Raw genomic sequence first — 15,994 nt, forward strand, 5'->3', positions numbered from 1 at the left:
CGGGTGCACAAGGCCGGGAGAAGATACGGCAACGCCGACGGCGCTCACAAGAAGCGTCCGTCGGCGTCGAAAGGATCGATTACTTCTTGCGCTTGCCGTAGCGGGCCTCGAAACGGGCCACGCGACCGCCGGTGTCGAGGATCTTCTGCTTGCCCGTGTAGAACGGGTGGCACGCCGAGCAGACGTCGACGCGGATCTCACCGGAGGTGACAGTGGACCGGGTCTCGAAGGTGTTGCCGCAGGTGCACGTGACCCGTGTGGGCACGTAGTCGGGGTGGATCCCCTGCTTCATGGTGTCTCCTTAGCATCAGAGAGCCCCGGGTCCCACGCAAGTGCCGCGCAGGTGAACCGGAAGCCGAAGGGTGATTATGCCGTCCACCCCGCCGACGCACAACATGCGGAGCCACCTCTGATTCGAGAGATGGGTGACATTCTCCGTTGAGGGCAGGATATCCCAGTCCCGTCATCTCCCCGAAAGCTCCGGAAGACCTGCGCGATCCCTGAATCATTAGCGGCGGCGCCGCAACCTGACGAGAGTGCTGCGGCGCCGCTGCGCGTCAGTCCCGGCTGGTGAGAGGAATCGGGTCAAACCCGCCGGCGAGCGAGACGCAGGGAGACGCCCGAACCGACCAGCACTATGGCGGCGAAGGCCGTGATACCGGCAGCTGAACCGGTCCTGGCGAGCTCCCGGGTCGGTCCCGAAGGCGCCGTGACGGGTGCCCCGCCGCCGCTGGCGTCACCGCCGGCGGAGCCAACGGCGACGGAGTCAACGGCGCACTGGGTCATCACCCTGTCAGACCCCTCGAAGTCCCAGGTGATGACCTGGACGGTCGACTCATCGGCGGTCTCCAGGACGAAGTCGTAGCCCCAGGCGCGAGTGCCGATGTCCGCGCCCATCGTGTATGTGGTCGTGACCGTCGAATCGGCCTCTCCGGACACCGTCGGGGAGCCGATCTGCTCGCCGTCGTCCCACACGCCGATCGTGTACGTGCCGGCGGTGCTGATCTGGACCTCGAAGGTGATGATGCAGCCGGTGCGGTGGATGGAGACGATCGAGGCCTCGTCGCTGTACTGGACATTGCTCATGGTCATCCCCTCGTCACCGGTGACGGTCGAGGAGATGACGCCGGAGGACCGGGTGGGCGCGGATCCGGGATCCTGCGCGACGTCAGCGTTGGCGGAGGAGTCGCCAGGCGCCGTCGTCGAAGACGAGACGGTCGGATCCGCCTCGGGCGCCACCGAGCCATCCGCGACGGACGCCCCACCAGCCGCATCCGACGGCACAGCGGCGGACCCCTCGGCCGCATCCGGATCCTGCGACAACCGCTCAGAACCCTGCGGAACCCGAGCACTCGAAGCGGAGGAGTCCCCGGGCGTCGTCGTCGAAGACGAGACAGTCGGATCCGCCTCGGGCGCCACCGGGCCATCCGCGACGGACGCCCCACCAGCCGCATCCGACGATGCCCCACCAGCCGCATCCGACGACATAGCGGCGGACCCCTCGGCCGCATCCGGATCCTGCGACAACCGCTCAGAACCCTGCGGAACCCGAGCACTCGAAGCGGAGGAGTCCCCGGGCGTCGTCGTCGAAGACGAGACGGTCGGATCCGCCTCGGGCGCCACCGGGCCATCCGCGACGGACGCCCCACCAGCCGCATCCGACGGCACAGCGGCGGACCCCTCGGCCGCATCCGGATCCTGCGACAACCGCTCAGAACCCTGCGGAACCCGAGCACTCGAAGCGCTCGAAACAGCCTCACCAGCCGCATCCGACCGAGCACCCGACGACGCCTCACCGGATACCGCCGCATCGGCCTGCGCCGGATGCCCGTCAGAAGTCCGCGAAGCATGATCAGCGCCGGAGACCGAAGGATCCGCACCGGGCGGGGCTCCTTCGGAGGCACTCGCCGGGGCGGTGAGAAGACCGGCGACCAGCACAGCACCGAGCAGAGCGGACGTGAGGTGGGAGCGCTTCATCAGATGTCCTTAAGCACAACGGGGGGAGGATCAAGCCCGCCGCCTTCAGCCCGACTCCGCGCAAGCGACGACCCGGAGTCATGGTAGCACCGAATCGTTACCCCTTCGTCGCCTCCTCGCTGGGCGACCGACCGCAGTATGCAGCACGCGCCCGGCCGCCGCCGGGGCGCGTACTGGACGCAGACCGCTCGATTCCGACGCGTGCAGCGTCTATTCGTCGTCCGTGTCGGCCAGCGACGTGCCGGCCGGCGTCGTCTTGGAGATGACCATGAGGAACTCGGCGTTGGAACTGGTGTCTTTGAGCTTGCCGATGACCAGCTCGAGCGCCTGCTGCTGCTCGAGCCCGGTGAATAGACGGCGCAGCCGCCACATGATCTTGAGTTGGGCGGGATCGATGAGCAGTTCCTCACGGCGGGTGGAGGAGGCGGCCACGTCCACGGCCGGGAAGATGCGCTTCTCGGCGAGCTGACGCGACAGACGCAGCTCCATATTGCCGGTTCCCTTGAACTCCTCGAAAATGACCTCGTCCATCTTCGAGCCCGTTTCCACCAGAGCCGTGGCGAGAATCGTGAGCGATCCGCCATTCTCAATGTTGCGAGCGGCGCCGAAGAAGCGCTTGGGGGGGTACAACGCGCTGGCATCCACACCGCCGGACAGGATGCGGCCGCTGGCCGGGGCGGCCAGGTTGTAAGCGCGGCCCAGGCGAGTGATGGAATCCAACAGCACCACGACATCCTGACCCAGCTCGACCAGCCGCTTGGCGCGCTCGATGGCGAGCTCGGCCACAGTCGTGTGATCCGAGGCGGGACGGTCGAAGGTCGAGGCGATGACCTCGCCTTTGACCGTGCGCTGCATGTCGGTGACCTCCTCGGGCCGCTCGTCGACGAGCACGACCATGAGATGGGCCTCAGGGTTGTTGACAGCGATCGCGTTGGCGATCTGCTGCAGAATAATGGTCTTACCCGCTTTGGGCGGAGAGACGATGAGGCCTCGCTGCCCCTTGCCAATGGGAGCGACCAGATCGATGACGCGCGGGGTGAGGGCCTTAGGCGTGGTCTCCAGGCGCAGCTGCTCCTGCGGGTAGAGTGGAGTGAGTTTGGTGAACTCTGGGCGGCGCCTGGCGCGCTCGGGCTCCATTCCGTTGACGGCCTCGACGCTCACCAGGGGGTTGTACTTCTGACGGTTCGCCCGATTCTGGCGGCGGTTCCCGCGCCCCTGATGACCCCCGCCGGGGTGAGAGGTCTCGCCGCCCTCACGGACCCATCCGGTGATGGCGTCGCCGGGACGCAAGCCGTTGTCCTTGATCTGCTGGTTCGAGACGTAGACGTCCTTGGGCCCCTGAAGGTAGCCGGAAGTGCGCAGGTAGGCGTGCTGACGGTCGGAGACATCGAGAATGCCCGCCACCGGTAGGAGGACCTCATCCTCGCGCGACTGCTGGTTACGGCCCTGGCCATTATCGCCCTGAGAGCCGTCGCGGTCACGATCGCGGTCACGGCGCTTGCGACCGCGACGACGGCGCCCACCGCCGCCGCTGCGCCCCTCCTCCTCCCAACTGTTCTCGTTGCCCTGACCGCCATCGCGACGCTTGCGTCCGTTGGGCTCGATGGCGGCGGTGCCGGTGGCATCGGCGAGATCGCGCATGAGTGCGGCCTTCGCATCGAGGTGGTCTTCGGGCGAGGAGTCGGGCTGATCATGCACAGCCCGCTCGGGCGAACCGGCAGCGGCCTGGATTCGCCGGCGTCCGCGACGGGATGAATCCGCAGAACCCTGCTCCTCGCTGCGCTGAGCATCCCGCCCGCGCGCCTGCCTGCGGGAACGACCCTCACCGGAAGCGCCATGATCGGCCTGGTCGGTGCGTTCCCCCGAGCGAGTCGACGGATCGAGGACGGGGGTCTCGGCGCGCGGCGCGCCGCCCGCTGCAGCCGCACGACGGCGTCGCGGGTGGGTCTGCGCCTCGATCGGCTGGCTGTCATCCTGCGCGTCGGCCCGCTCAACCGCGAGCGACGGCGACGACGGAGTCTCGACGACCTCAGACTTATCCGCCTTCTCGACGGCCTTCGTCCGATCCGTCCCCGCCTCGGTCTCGTCCGCCTCCACGGCGGGCTTCTCGCCGGTCGACTCGGCCGCGGCCGGAGGCGTCGTCGGCCCGGTGTCGCCGGCGAGCGGGGTGGCGGGCGCAGAGGCCCCGCCGCTGCGGATAGCAGCGACGAGCTCACTCTTGCGCATGCGCGAAGTGCCCTTGAGGCCCATCGAGGACGCGAGCTGCTGAAGCTCTGCAAGACGCATGGTGGACAGCGAGGGCTGGGCGCTGGAGGTCTCTGTCACGAGTGTCCTTACGGTGTGGTAATGCGCTTACCCGATCGGGTGGAGTGCATCAGGTGGGGACTGCCCCGGAATCATCACGGGGAAAGAGTCGCGCACCGGGCGGCGCCGGGGGCTGACCACGGGCCGAGAGCCGGTGCGTAACGACGGCGCGGTGCGATCCGCGATGTCGTCACCGGATACAGTAGCAGCATTCAGCACGACGTTGTCCACAACGCCCATCGCGTCCACCATGGGCGGAATGCAATCGGCGCGACAGATCGGGCCCGTCCCGCCCTCTGCGGCCGGATGCGCCACCGAGCCCTCAGCGCGTCACCCGATGGCCCGAACCGACTGAGCGCCGTTGAGATCAATACCCGGACGCAGGACTGTCCAACCGTGGCGCTCGAGCGTGAAACGGGTCTGCTGGGCGACATCCGCCAGGACGAACACGGTGGGGCCGGCCCCGGAGATGACCGCCGGATAGCCCTGAGCGCGCAGGGAGTCCATGACCGCCATCGATGCGGGCAGGACATTGCGCCGGTAATCCTGGTGCAGCCGGTCCTCGGTGCCGACCATGAGCAGATCGGGGCGTCCGGTCAGCGCCAGCATGAGGATAGCGGCGCGCGAGGTGTTGAACAGGGCATCGGCTCGCGGAACCGACTCGGGCAGAACCCTGCGCGCCTGCGCGGTGCTCAATCGCGTCACGGGCGGCGGAATCAGGAGGCTCACCGGCAGCGAGCCGTCCACCGGAATGGGCGCGGCCCGAGGCTCACCGTCGGCCTCCGTCCAGGCGACGGTCGCCCCTCCGAAGACGGCGGGAGCGACATTGTCGGGATGACCCTCGAAGTCGGTGGCGAGGCGGAAGACCTCGCCGTCGTCCAGGGCCTGCGGCTCGGAGAGCAGACCACGGGCGAGTATGAGGCCCGCCACAACGGCCGACGCCGATGAGCCCATGCCCCCGCCGTGCGGAATGCGATTGAGACAACGCATCTCGAAGCCGGCCTGAGGTGCGCCGACGGACTCGAGCCCGGCGCGCAGCGCCCGTACGACGAGGTTGGAATCGTCGGTGGCCACGGCCCCTTCCCCGACGCCCTCGACGCGCACGTGCGTGGCGCCGACGGTCGCACGGGCCTCGACCTCGTCGTAATAGCGGAAGGCCATGCCGAAGGAGTCGAAGCCGGGTCCCATATTGGCCGTGGTCGCCGGTACTCGCACGGCGGCCCGCTCATTGCCCAGGCGCACGGTTACTGCCCTTCGACGCGCCGGACGGAGACGACCTCCAGCACGCGGGCCTCGTCGCGCAACGCGCCGACGGCCGCATCCAGGTGGAAGACGCTGGCCGGGTGGGTGACGATGGTGACGATCGCCTGCTGCCCTCCGACGTAGGAACTCTGACGCACCGAGTCGATGGACACGCCGTTATCGGCGAAGACGCCGGCCACGATGGCCAGGGAGCCGGGCTGATCGTCCACGCGCAACTGAACCTGATACCGGGTGACGGCGGACTCCGGGCCGAGGATCGGCAGGCGGGCGTAGTTGGACTCCCGGGGGGCCTGACCGCCGTTGACCCGATGGGACGCCGCGGCCACGACGTCGGAGAGCACCGCGGAGGCGGTCGGGGCGCCGCCCGCGCCCTGCCCGTAGAACATGAGACGCCCGGCGGACTCGGCCTCGACGAGGACGGCGTTGAAGGCTCCGTGAACGGAGGCCAGCGGATGCTCGGTCGGCACGAGTGCGGGGTGCACCCGCACCGAGATGCCGCGGGCGTGATCGTCGTCGCGGCGCTGGGCGATGGCCAGAAGCTTGATCTCGCAGCCTGAGGCGCGGGCCTCGCGGATGTCGTCGGCGGTGACCGTCCGGATGCCCTCGACCTGCACGTCATCCAGACCCACACGGGTGTGGAAGGCGAGAGAGGCGATGATGGCCGCCTTGGCGGCGGCGTCGAGGCCATCAACATCGGCAGTCGGATCAGCCTCCGCGTAGCCGAGCGTCTGAGCGGTGGCCAGGGCGGCCTCGAAGGTCAGGCCCTTGACGCTCATCTCGTCCAGGATGTAGTTGGTGGTGCCGTTGACGATCCCGAGCACGGAGACGACCCGGTCCCCGGCCATGGACTCCCGCAAGGCGTAGACGACGGGGATGGCACCGGCGACAGCGGCCTCGTAGTAGAAGTCGACGCCGGCCGCGGCTGCCGCGGCATAGAGCTCGGGGCCATGGGCGGCGATGAGAGCCTTGTTACCGGTGATGACGCTGGCGCCGGCGGTGAAGGCCGCCAGAATGAGGGTGCGGGCGGGTTCGATCCCACCGATGAGCTCGATGACGAGGTCGTTTCCCGTGGCCACCGCGGTGGCGTCGATCGTGAGCAGCTCACGGGGGACGACCGCGTCGCGGGGCGCGTCGAGGTCGCGCACGGCGATGCCGGTGATCTCCAGGCGTGCGCCGGAGCGCGCGGCGAAGTCATCGGCCTGCTCCAGAAGGAGACGCACGACCTGGGTGCCGACGGTGCCGGAACCGAGGACGCCAACCGTGAGGGCGCGGGAGGAGGCGGGCTGCTGGGGGCGGGCGGGCACGTGGAACCACCTTGGGATGTTGTCGGCGGTGAGGGCGTCCGACGGGACGCACGGGAACTGTCCGACACAGCATAGGCGCCGGCGCCGCAACGGCACATGTCCGCCGTGCGGGTGGAGAGCGGCGTCGGCCTCAGCGCTCGCGAGCGCCGCGGGCGGCGGCGCCCCTCCCCATCATGCGCACCCGTCTGGGACCGAATCATCCCCGTCCGCCGGCCGACGCTGCGAAGGCGCGATCACCGCCCCCTCCTCCTGACCAGACGCACCGTCAACGTCGTCCAGCCCGCGAGTCCGAGCAGGACGATCAGCAGCCCGGCCGCCCCCCGGAGCGGAGGATGAACGCCGATCACGAGCACCGCGCCGATCAGAACGCAGGTCGCCAGCGCCCAGGCGGCCGCCGTATTGCTCTCCAGCAGGGGGTGACGCACCTGCGAAGGAGCGGCCCGACGACCCCGGGACGGGGGCGGGACCTCCAGGGATGAGCGCGCGATATCCATGACCCGACTGTAAGAAGAGTCTCATCCGAGGAGTAGTGCCGCCGGACGGATTCTCCTCCCCATCGACTCCTCCTGGAGGAGTAGGGGAGGTTCCGGATCCGGATCGCACGAATGAATCCTTCGGACCGGATCGTCAGACCGCGCTGAGCGGGTCGGGCCGCTCGGCCGCCTCAGTCCATCGCCCAGACGCGAACGTAGTCCACGTCCATGCTGGCCTGCTCGAAGACCGACGGGTCGGGTGCGTCGTCCCAAGACATGCAACCAACCCGGGTGCTCAGGCAGACGTGGTAGGGAGAGTCGGGACCGAAGCACGAGTCGAACAGCTCCTCGCCGTCCTCGCGCAGCACCTCGTGGAAGCGGGCGTCGTCGACGTAGAACGTGATTCGTGAGGGGGTCTTCTCCACCGCGTAGGTGTGGAACTCGGTCAGGTCGGGGCGGGGGAGGATGTCCTGCGGCTTCCTCGTGGAGGGGTCGTCGGTCTGCGAGAAGTGGACCGTCGCCCCGACGATGCCGGTGGCGTCCCCGCCGCCATAGGCCTCGGCGACGTCGATCTCCCCGCCGTTGGACCGGTCGTCCGGCTGCAGCCGGAGCCCGCCCCACAGGCCCTCGATCTCCTGAGAGAATCTGATCCGGCTCTCCAAACGGCCGTAAACAAAGTTCTGAAGTGAGCCCTCGCCGTCGGTGTCCTCGGTGGTGACGTAGGCCTCGTCGTAGTAGCGCAGGGTCGTCTCCCCGTTCGCTGTGTCGATCGTGTTCTGCCAGCCGGTCTCGGGGTTGAGCGAGCCGTCCTCATTCCTGCGCAGGCGCCACCACAGACGGCCACAGCCGTCGGCCACGTCATGAGCCTCGACGTCGACGACGCCCCAGTCGTGATCGAGGCAGCTGGTCGCATCCAGGTGGTGGTACGGCGAGATCCCGTCGACGTACTCCGCCCACTTGCCCTCAGCGAAGTCGGAGCCGGCGTCGAACGTGTCCTCGAAGACCAGGGTGGAGAAGGTCTCGTCGCGCACGACATCGGTCCGTTCGCTGCTGGAGGCCTGATCGAGGCAGGCGCGCTTGACGGTCGCCGTGCTCCCCGTCCGGGACAGGTAGAAGTTCTGAACGATGTACGCGCCGTCGTTGATGGCGCTGTCGTCGGCCGAAGCGGTCAGGCTGGTGGAACCCGACTCGGCGCTCGCTGTGAGTCTGTTCCCCTCGACGCCCAGGACCACGGTCCACTCCTCCTCGGAATCGGGCAAGTCGGCCAGCGGAATCGACGCGACTTCCCCGAGGGCGGTCGTCTGATTGTCGACCAGCTTGTGCAGGCGGAGCCTGAGCCGGTCCTCCCTGTTGACCAAAGACGCCGAGTACCGATCCGTCCCGGTACACCGCACATAGGTGTTGGCGTACAGGGGGGCGTCGAGTGAGCGGAAATTGACCGTGAACTTGGAGGTCGCGGTCTGGTTGGGGCCCAGGGTGGGTGCCTGGTGATGGTCGACGGACTGACCTGCGGTCAGCCCCGCATCGGTGTAGTAGGACTCCTCGTCGGCGACCGCCGCGCCGGTGGAGGCCATCATCGCGACGCCGGACGCGCCCACGGCTAGGAGAAGGGATCTGCGAGAAAAACAGGACATTCAGGGCTCCTTGGCTGGCTACTGGATCTGCTGACGCTTGACGGGCGGGCGATGCACACGGGCATGACCGCCGAGGGGCTCCCGGCAGAACGCCGTAGCCCAGATCCTGCCTCAACGTCCCTCGCGCGGGCCAACTCACCGGCGCGGCGGGCTCCGCCCCACCGGTCCGGGCAGGCCTACTCCCCCTCCAGGCGGAACAGGTCCTCAGTGGTCTCGGGGCGCAGCACCCAGCCCTGCTCGCCGTCGGCCACCCAGGCCACGCCGGGCCGGGTGAACAGGTTGTAACTCGATGCCATGGACCGTCCGTAGGCGCCGGTCGCCGGAACGGCCAGCACATCGCCCACCGCGAGATCGCCGGGCAGGTCGACGTCGCGCACGACGACATCGCCGCTCTCGCAGTGCTTGCCGACCACACGGGCGCGCACCAGCCCCGCGGCGGGATCAGAACGGCGACCCGCGATCAGCGCCGTATAGGCGGCGCCGTACAGGGCGGGGCGGATATTGTCGCTCATACCGCCGTCGACGCTGACGTACAGGCGGCCGGCGCCGTCGCCCAGCTCGACGCGCTTGAGGCCGGTGACCGTGTACAGGGTGACGGTGGTGGGACCGACGACGCTGCGACCCGGCTCGACCGATACGCGCGGTACAGCATCGCCCAAGTCGGCGCAGATGCCGCGCACAGCCTCGGCCAGGGCGCGCGCCACCTGTGCGGCGCTCGGCGCTACGGGATCGGCTCCAGTGTAGGCAATGCCGTAGCCGCCGCCGAGGTCGACCTCCTCGCACAGTGCCCCGGCGGCGTCGGGGTGGGCGTGGCGCATCCGCAGGACGATGCCGACCGCCTCCCGGAAGCCGGCCAGATCGAAGATCTGAGAGCCGATGTGGGAGTGAAGGCCGGCGAGCCGCAACTCGGGAGCGGCGTGGACGGCCTCAATGGCGCGAGCGGCTTGGCCGGAGACGACCGAGACGCCGAACTTCTGGTCCTCATGACCGGTGGAGATGAACTCGTGCCCGCCGGCATGGACGCCGGTGGTCAGGCGCAGCATGACGACGCCGGTCTCACCGTGGGCGTAAACACCGGCCTCGCGCAACTGGCGCACGGCCCGAGTCGCGAGCGCGACCTCATCGAGTGAGTCCAGGACGAGGTGGCCGACCCGGTGGCTCAGGGCCGTACGAATCTCGTCGAGAGTCTTGCCGTTGCCGTGCAGGCCGAGGCGGGCGGCGCGCGATGCGGCCCGCTCGCCGTCGACGGCGACCAGCCCGGCCAAGCCGACGGCGAGTTCGATTCGGCTGGCGGTATCGATGCCCATGCCCTGCTCCAGGACGGTGCGGGCCACCCGCGTGGAGAGGAAGGCCTTGCCGGCGTAGAAGGCCTCGCCGCCGTTCATGCCGTAGTCGGGCCAGAACTCCTCGGCCATGGCGGCACTCCAGGTGGCGGCGCGACCGCGCAGGTCCGCCTCGTCCAGGACGAAGACGGGGGTGGGGGCCTCGGCCAGGATCTCGGTCAAGCAGCGCCCGCCGATACGCAAAGAGCCGTCGTCGCCGCGACGGGCGGTCGAGGGCCACAGGTCGGGGCGCTCATCGGGCTCGGGGGCGATAAGGGAGCCGAGCGGGGCCTCCCCCGCCGGCACGGACACGGTGGTCATAACTCCTCCTTCAGACGTCGGCACTACCGGTGCGGGTGCGCCTACCGGTCACATGCGCTCGGGCGCGCTGACGCCCAGCAGGGACAAGCCGTTGGCGATGACCTGGGACACGGCGTCATTGAGCCACAGGCGGGCGACATGGCCGGGCGCGACCGGATCGTTCCCGCGGGGGGTGACGCGGGTGGCGGCGTACCACGTGTGATAAGCGGCCGCGAGCTCCTCGAGATAGCGAGCCACACGGTGCTGCTCGCGCAGGCTCGCGGCCTGGGCGACGACCGCCGGGAACCGGGCGAGGGCGCCCAGCAGAGCCGAGTCCGCCGGGTCGTCCAGCGCCGCCGGGGAGAAACCGGATCGGCGGGTCACGCCGTGCTCGGCGGCGTTGCGGGCCACGTTGCGGGTTCGCGCGTGGGCGTACTGAACGTAGTAGACGGGGTTCTCGTTGGACGTGGAGGCCAGCAGATCCAGGTCGATGTCGATGGCGGAGTCCATGGATGAGCGGGCCAGGGCGTAGCGGGCAGCGTCCACTCCCACGGCGGAGACCAGGTCGTCCAGGGTGACGATGGTGCCGGCGCGCTTGGACATGCGCACGGGCGCCCCGTCCTTGATCAGGTTGACGAGCTGGCCGATGAGGATCTGCATGTTGACGCCCGGCTCGTCGCCGAAGGCCGCGCACATCGCCATCATGCGGCCGATGTAGCCGTGGTGGTCGGCGCCCAGCAGGTAGATGGCGCAGTCGGCGCCGCGCGAGCGCTTGTCCAGGTAGTAGGCCACGTCCGCGGCGAAGTAGGCGGCCTCGCCGTCGGACTTGATGAGGACCCGATCCTTGTCATCGCCGAAGACGGTGGTGCGCAGCCAGGTGGCGCCGTCTCGCTCGACGATCATGCCCCGCCCCCGCAGGCGGTCGATGGCGGCGAGCACGGCACCAGACGAGTGCAGGGAGTCCTCATGGAAGAAGACGTCGAAGTCCGAGCGGAAGGCGTGCAGTTCAGCCTTGACGGCGGCGAACATGAGGTCGACGCCGCGAGCGCGGAAGACCTCCGTCGCCTCCGCGTCGGGCAGGCCGGCGGGGTCGGGGCGGCCGGCGGCGACCTCGTCGGCGGCGACCTGACGCGCGATCTCGACGATGTAGGCGCCACCGTAGCCGTCCTCGGGGGTGTCCCGGCCGCGGGCCGAGGCGAGTAGCGAGCGGGCGAAGCGGTCGATCTGGGTGCCGTGATCGTTGAAGTAGTATTCGCGGGTCACGGCGGCCCCGCAGGCGGAGAGCACGCGAGCCAGGGAGTCGCCGACGGCGGCCCACCGGGCGCCGCCCAGGTGAACGGGGCCCGTGGGGTTGGCGGAGACGTATTCGAGGTTGATGCTCTGACCCGCGAGGGTCTGGTTGCACCCGTACGCTTCGCCCGCCTCCACGATGGTGCGGGCGAGTTCGCCGGCGGCCCCGGCGTCCAGGCGGACGTTGAGGAAACCGGGTCCGGCCACCTGCACGGAGGCGATACCGTCGACCTCGGCCAGGCGGGGGGCGAGCAGGTCGGCCAGTGCCCGCGGCTCGGTGCCGGCCTTCCTGGCCAGCTGCATGGCGACGTTGGTGGACCAGTCACCGTGGTCGCGGCTGCGGGGCCGCTCGACTCGAGGAAGCGGCACCTCCTGGGGGCTCAGGGCGAGAGAGCCGTCGGCGACGGCGCTGGTCAGGATGGTGCGGATCGCTTCAGCGAGCTCTTCGGGAGTCACGGGGCATAGGTTAGCGGAGCGGCACAAGGGCGTATTCCGAGAGCGAGCCGCGGAAGTCGCGCGGCGAGAGGCTCTCAGGAGACATTGCTCCGTCCTCGGACCCCGCTGTTGGCGAACCGGTCCCAGACCGCGGCGCATCGGCATCTCGCGCTCCAATCGTCGTAGCTGCCGCGGGGGCGAGTCGACGGATCGATGAGAGGACGCTGGAGCGCCGGACGCGCTAGAATTTTCGGAGAACCTAAAACTCGCGGCCGGCTTCCGCCCCGCGTGCTCCGACAAGGCCATGCCATCATGCTCGACGACTCCCACGCCCCCTCCGCCGGCCTCCCCGGGCCCGATCCATCATCCGGGCCCGCACCCGTGGCGGACGGACCCGACGCCGTCGCACGCATCGCACGTGCCCACGCACCCGCACTGCGGCCCGCACCCGCGCGCCACCGCCTGCTCGCACTTCTCGGCCCGGCCTTCGTCGCCGCCGTCGCCTACGTCGACCCCGGCAACGTCGCCGCGAACATCACGGCCGGCGCCCGCTACGGTTACGCCCTCGTATGGGTTCTCGTGCTGGCCAACGTCATGGCGGTCCTCATCCAGTACCAGAGCGCCAAGCTCGGCATCGTCACCGGCCGCTCGCTGCCGCAGCTGCTGCGGAGTCGGCTCGGGCACCGCAGCCGGCTGGCCTTCTTCGCCCAGGCCGAACTAGTGGCCGTGGCCACGGACCTGGCGGAAGTGATCGGCGGTGCCATCGCCCTCAACCTCCTGGTCGGCACGCCGCTGCTGGTGGGAGGCTGCATCATCGGCGCGATCTCACTGCTCCTCCTGGCCGTCCAGCAGCGCCGCAGCCAGCGGACCTTCGAAGGACTGATCATCGGTCTGCTCGTCATCGTCACGATCGGCTTCGTCGGCGGTCTCCTCGCCGCTCCGCCCGACTGGGGTCACGTGGCGTACGGTCTCGTTCCTCGCCTGGAAGGCACCGACTCTCTGCTCGTGGCCGCCTCCATGCTCGGCGCCACCGTCATGCCGCACGCCATCTACCTTCACTCCTCCCTCGTGCGCGACCATCACGGCGGGACGGGCGAGCAGGCAGAGCCACAGAGCCGAGACCCGGCCGCCGGAGCCGCACAGGCGGGGTCGCGGGACGGAGTCGGAAAACGGCGAGCCAGGATCGCGCGCCTCGTGCGGGCCACACGCGTCGACGTCGTATGGGCGCTCGGACTGGCCGGAATGGTCAACATCGCACTGCTGCTCCTGGCCGCCTCCGCCCTGTCGGGGGCCGAGGGCACCGACACGATCGAAGGGGCCCATGCGGCGATCACCGCCTCGCTGGGCGCGGGGGTGGGAGTCGTCTTCGCCGTCGGACTCCTGGCCTCGGGACTCGCCTCAACGTCGGTGGGCGCCTACGCCGGAGCCGAGATCATGGACGGTCTGCTGCACGTGCGCATTCCAATTCTCCTGCAGCGGCTGCTCACCCTCATTCCGGCGCTGCTCATCCTGGCGGCGGGCACCGAACCCACCTGGGCCCTCGTCGTCAGCCAGGTCGTGCTGTCCTTCGGCATCCCCTTCGCACTCGTGCCGCTGGTGGGACTGACCGGGTCGCGCCCGGTCATGGGCCGGTGGCGCGACGGCGCCGCACTGCGCTGGACCAGCCGCGGCTGCGCCGCACTCATCATCGCGCTCAATCTGGCCCTCATCTGGCTGACGCTGACGGGACGAGGCTGAAGGCGGCGCAGCAGCAGCGGGGGCTGCCCGTTCTCGGGCCAGGTCTCGCACCGGGGCCGCTCAGGATTCGGTCCGCAGACCGAGCGCTGGTACAGTTCCGCCTCGGGCCCCGGTAGCTCAGTGGATAGAGCGTCTGCCTCCGGAGCAGAAGGCCGCAGGTTCGAATCCTGTCCGGGGCACCGCATCTCCTCCGCCCGGGCCCACCGCCCCTCCCCGCGGCGGTGGGCGCCACCGGCCCGGTGGGGCAGCAGAGATGCTGGATCAACGCCGAGAAACTCGCCGGTCCGAATCAAGTCCTCCGCACTCCATATGATCGTTCCGCAGATCTTCCTACCTACCGCTGGGCCGGTAATCCCCAGATGGTGCGCAAGGCCCCACCGAATCGCACGACGGACGAAAAGACCCTCATTCACGGTGAAGCTGATCGCCTCATCGGCGGTGCAAGTACCACTACCACTCAGGAGTACATGTCACCGCGTGAGGCAACCGCCTTCCTGAAGTTGCCGTCCGTGACCGCAAGGACGCTACGGGCCCGGACCCGCGCAGGCGAGACACCGGTGCTCGCGGCCCAGGACGGTGAGGAGCTTCGGTGTCTGATCCTGGAGGCGATCGACGCCGGGTGATGCGGGCCGGCGGCGGAGGTGATCGCCCGCAGCCTGGTGCTGGCGGCGGATACCAGGTTGTCGAAGATGGTGCGGCAGGGCGTGGTGTGCTCGCGGATGAGCCGGGACGAGACGGTGATGGACACGATCTCGTGGACATGGGAGGCGCTGCGGGAAAGTACCGGGGAGATCGTAGGAGCGGGTAGCCCGTGGGCAATGTGGACGGTGATCACTGAGAGGGCCGCCAGGGCGGGACGGGACAATGTCCTGCCTGCGGGGGTGAGAGATCGGCAGCTCACCGGCTGGCTGGAATCGCGGGCAATGTCCCGCCTGCAGGGGTGAGGGTGGATGCGGTGGATCCGTCTTTGATGCCCGAGGGGGTTGGGCTTCTTGGTGAGGTGTCTGTGGATGCGGTGGCTTTGGATGATTTTGAGGGGGTGTTGTCGGCGTTGGTTGCGGCTGGGATGGATGAGACGGCTGCTTGGCCGGGACCAGGCGGGTGGCTGAGCTGGCGGTGCTGCGGGAGGCGTCTCGGCGGCATATCGCGGCGGCTGAGGATGCGCGTTTGGAGGATCTGGGGGTCTGCGCGTCGTGCGCGAGGACGTGGATGACCATGCTGGTGGGGTCCAGGCGGGGGACGCGGGCATCGTTGTTGGAGATGGGGTCGGAGGGGCTGGGCGGTCTGACGAGCAGAGTGGTTCAGGAGTACCGGGACGCCTGATTCAGCGGCGCTAGTCACGTCTTGAGGCAGGGTGTCACGCTGTCACCCTGCTCTGCCGGCGGGATCGGGATGGTTCAGTGGTGCTGGTTACATTTCAGAGCAGGGTGCCGCCCTGTCACCCTGCTCTGTCGACGGGATCGGGGTGGTGCAGCTCGTTGAGGGTGAGGGAGTCGTAGAGGGCGCCAGGGCGGCGTTGTAGCGAGACTCGTGCAGGAGGCAGTAGGAGGGCTTGCGGTCGGGGTGGTTGCCTCGGGCGACCGCCCAGTGGTGGTGCACCTCTGCTCTGACGGCCATGCTCGTTTCCCCTGGTTTCCGCGTCTTTTCCTGTGTGGCCAGCACCGCGGTACCGGAGGGTCATAGCCTCCTCTTCTCGTTCCGGGCGGGTGGTGTGCGCGCACATTCTACGTGTGGGGTATGGGAAGTAATCCGTGGGTACAGGAGCCCGCGCCGCCCGAGCCGGTCGGCGACGGCGAGGAGGCGCTGAGGGTGGACTACCGCCGGTGGGCCGCTGGGGCCGAGGTGACAGCGTCGCGGCGACTGGGACGCGTAAGCGCCGGGGGGACGGGTCTGTGAGTCGTCGGGACTCATGGCGGGTCGGGCGCCTCGACGTGGGCGGGTCTGCTGGATGCGGG

General features: G+C 69.2%; 12 protein-coding genes and 1 tRNA gene. 4 read left to right on the forward strand and 9 right to left on the reverse strand.

Translation table 11 applies throughout. The features are described from left to right. Positions 1-79: 79 nt before the first annotated feature. The 9 genes from rpmE to argS form a co-directional block, all read right to left on the reverse strand. Positions 80-292, reverse strand: a complete 213-nt coding sequence (rpmE, locus tag HMPREF9062_RS10380; protein ID WP_009750091.1) for a 50S ribosomal protein L31 — start codon at positions 290-292, stop codon at positions 80-82. A 293-nt stretch (positions 293-585) separates the two neighbouring features. Next, positions 586-1,239 carry a hypothetical protein gene (locus tag HMPREF9062_RS10385; protein WP_034254188.1) on the reverse strand — a complete coding sequence of 218 codons (654 nt, stop codon included), beginning with the start codon at positions 1,237-1,239 and terminating at the stop codon, positions 586-588. A 948-nt stretch (positions 1,240-2,187) separates the two neighbouring features. Then, positions 2,188-4,302, reverse strand: coding sequence for a transcription termination factor Rho (gene rho, locus HMPREF9062_RS10390; protein WP_009750093.1), 2,115 nt, complete (start codon positions 4,300-4,302; stop codon positions 2,188-2,190). 309 nt (positions 4,303-4,611) lie between these two features. After that, the gene (gene thrB, locus HMPREF9062_RS10395) at positions 4,612-5,523 is read right to left on the reverse strand and encodes a homoserine kinase (protein WP_034254191.1); all 912 of its coding nucleotides are present in this window, start codon (positions 5,521-5,523) and stop codon (positions 4,612-4,614) included. A 2-nt stretch (positions 5,524-5,525) separates the two neighbouring features. After that, a complete protein-coding gene (locus HMPREF9062_RS10400) occupies positions 5,526-6,848 on the reverse strand; it encodes a homoserine dehydrogenase (RefSeq protein ID WP_009750096.1) in 1,323 nt (440 codons plus the stop codon). A gap of 233 nt (positions 6,849-7,081) precedes the next feature. Then, complete coding sequence (locus HMPREF9062_RS10405; protein ID WP_009750097.1) at positions 7,082-7,342, reverse strand: hypothetical protein; 261 nt, start codon at positions 7,340-7,342, stop codon at positions 7,082-7,084. Between the two features lie 170 nt (positions 7,343-7,512). Then, entirely contained in the window at positions 7,513-8,955 is a 1,443-nt protein-coding gene (locus HMPREF9062_RS10410; protein WP_083820060.1) for a glycoside hydrolase family 16 protein, read from the reverse strand. A 176-nt stretch (positions 8,956-9,131) separates the two neighbouring features. Beyond that, positions 9,132-10,598, reverse strand: coding sequence for a diaminopimelate decarboxylase (gene lysA, locus HMPREF9062_RS10415; RefSeq protein WP_009750099.1), 1,467 nt, complete (start codon positions 10,596-10,598; stop codon positions 9,132-9,134). Between the two features lie 48 nt (positions 10,599-10,646). After that, complete coding sequence (gene argS / locus HMPREF9062_RS10420) at positions 10,647-12,323, reverse strand: arginine--tRNA ligase (protein WP_009750100.1); 1,677 nt, start codon at positions 12,321-12,323, stop codon at positions 10,647-10,649. Positions 12,324-12,614: 291 nt separating this feature from the next. Here argS and HMPREF9062_RS10425 point away from each other — a divergent pair, with 291 nt between their 5' ends. The 4 genes from HMPREF9062_RS10425 to HMPREF9062_RS13265 all read left to right on the forward strand — a co-directional run bounded on the left by HMPREF9062_RS10425 (position 12,615) and on the right by HMPREF9062_RS13265 (position 15,362). Next, positions 12,615-14,039 (forward strand): Nramp family divalent metal transporter, encoded by a 1,425-nt coding sequence (locus HMPREF9062_RS10425; RefSeq protein WP_009750101.1) that lies wholly within the window; start codon positions 12,615-12,617, stop codon positions 14,037-14,039. A 106-nt stretch (positions 14,040-14,145) separates the two neighbouring features. Further along, positions 14,146-14,218, forward strand: a tRNA-Arg gene (locus HMPREF9062_RS10430). Between the two features lie 462 nt (positions 14,219-14,680). Then, positions 14,681-14,983, forward strand: coding sequence for a hypothetical protein (locus tag HMPREF9062_RS10435; RefSeq protein ID WP_034254193.1), 303 nt, complete (start codon positions 14,681-14,683; stop codon positions 14,981-14,983). 139 nt (positions 14,984-15,122) lie between these two features. Beyond that, entirely contained in the window at positions 15,123-15,362 is a 240-nt protein-coding gene (locus HMPREF9062_RS13265; RefSeq protein WP_009750103.1) for a hypothetical protein, read from the forward strand. Positions 15,363-15,994: the final 632 nt, after the last annotated feature.

This window comes from Actinomyces sp. oral taxon 448 str. F0400, assembly GCF_000220835.1.
Lineage (GTDB): Bacteria > Actinomycetota > Actinomycetes > Actinomycetales > Actinomycetaceae > Actinomyces.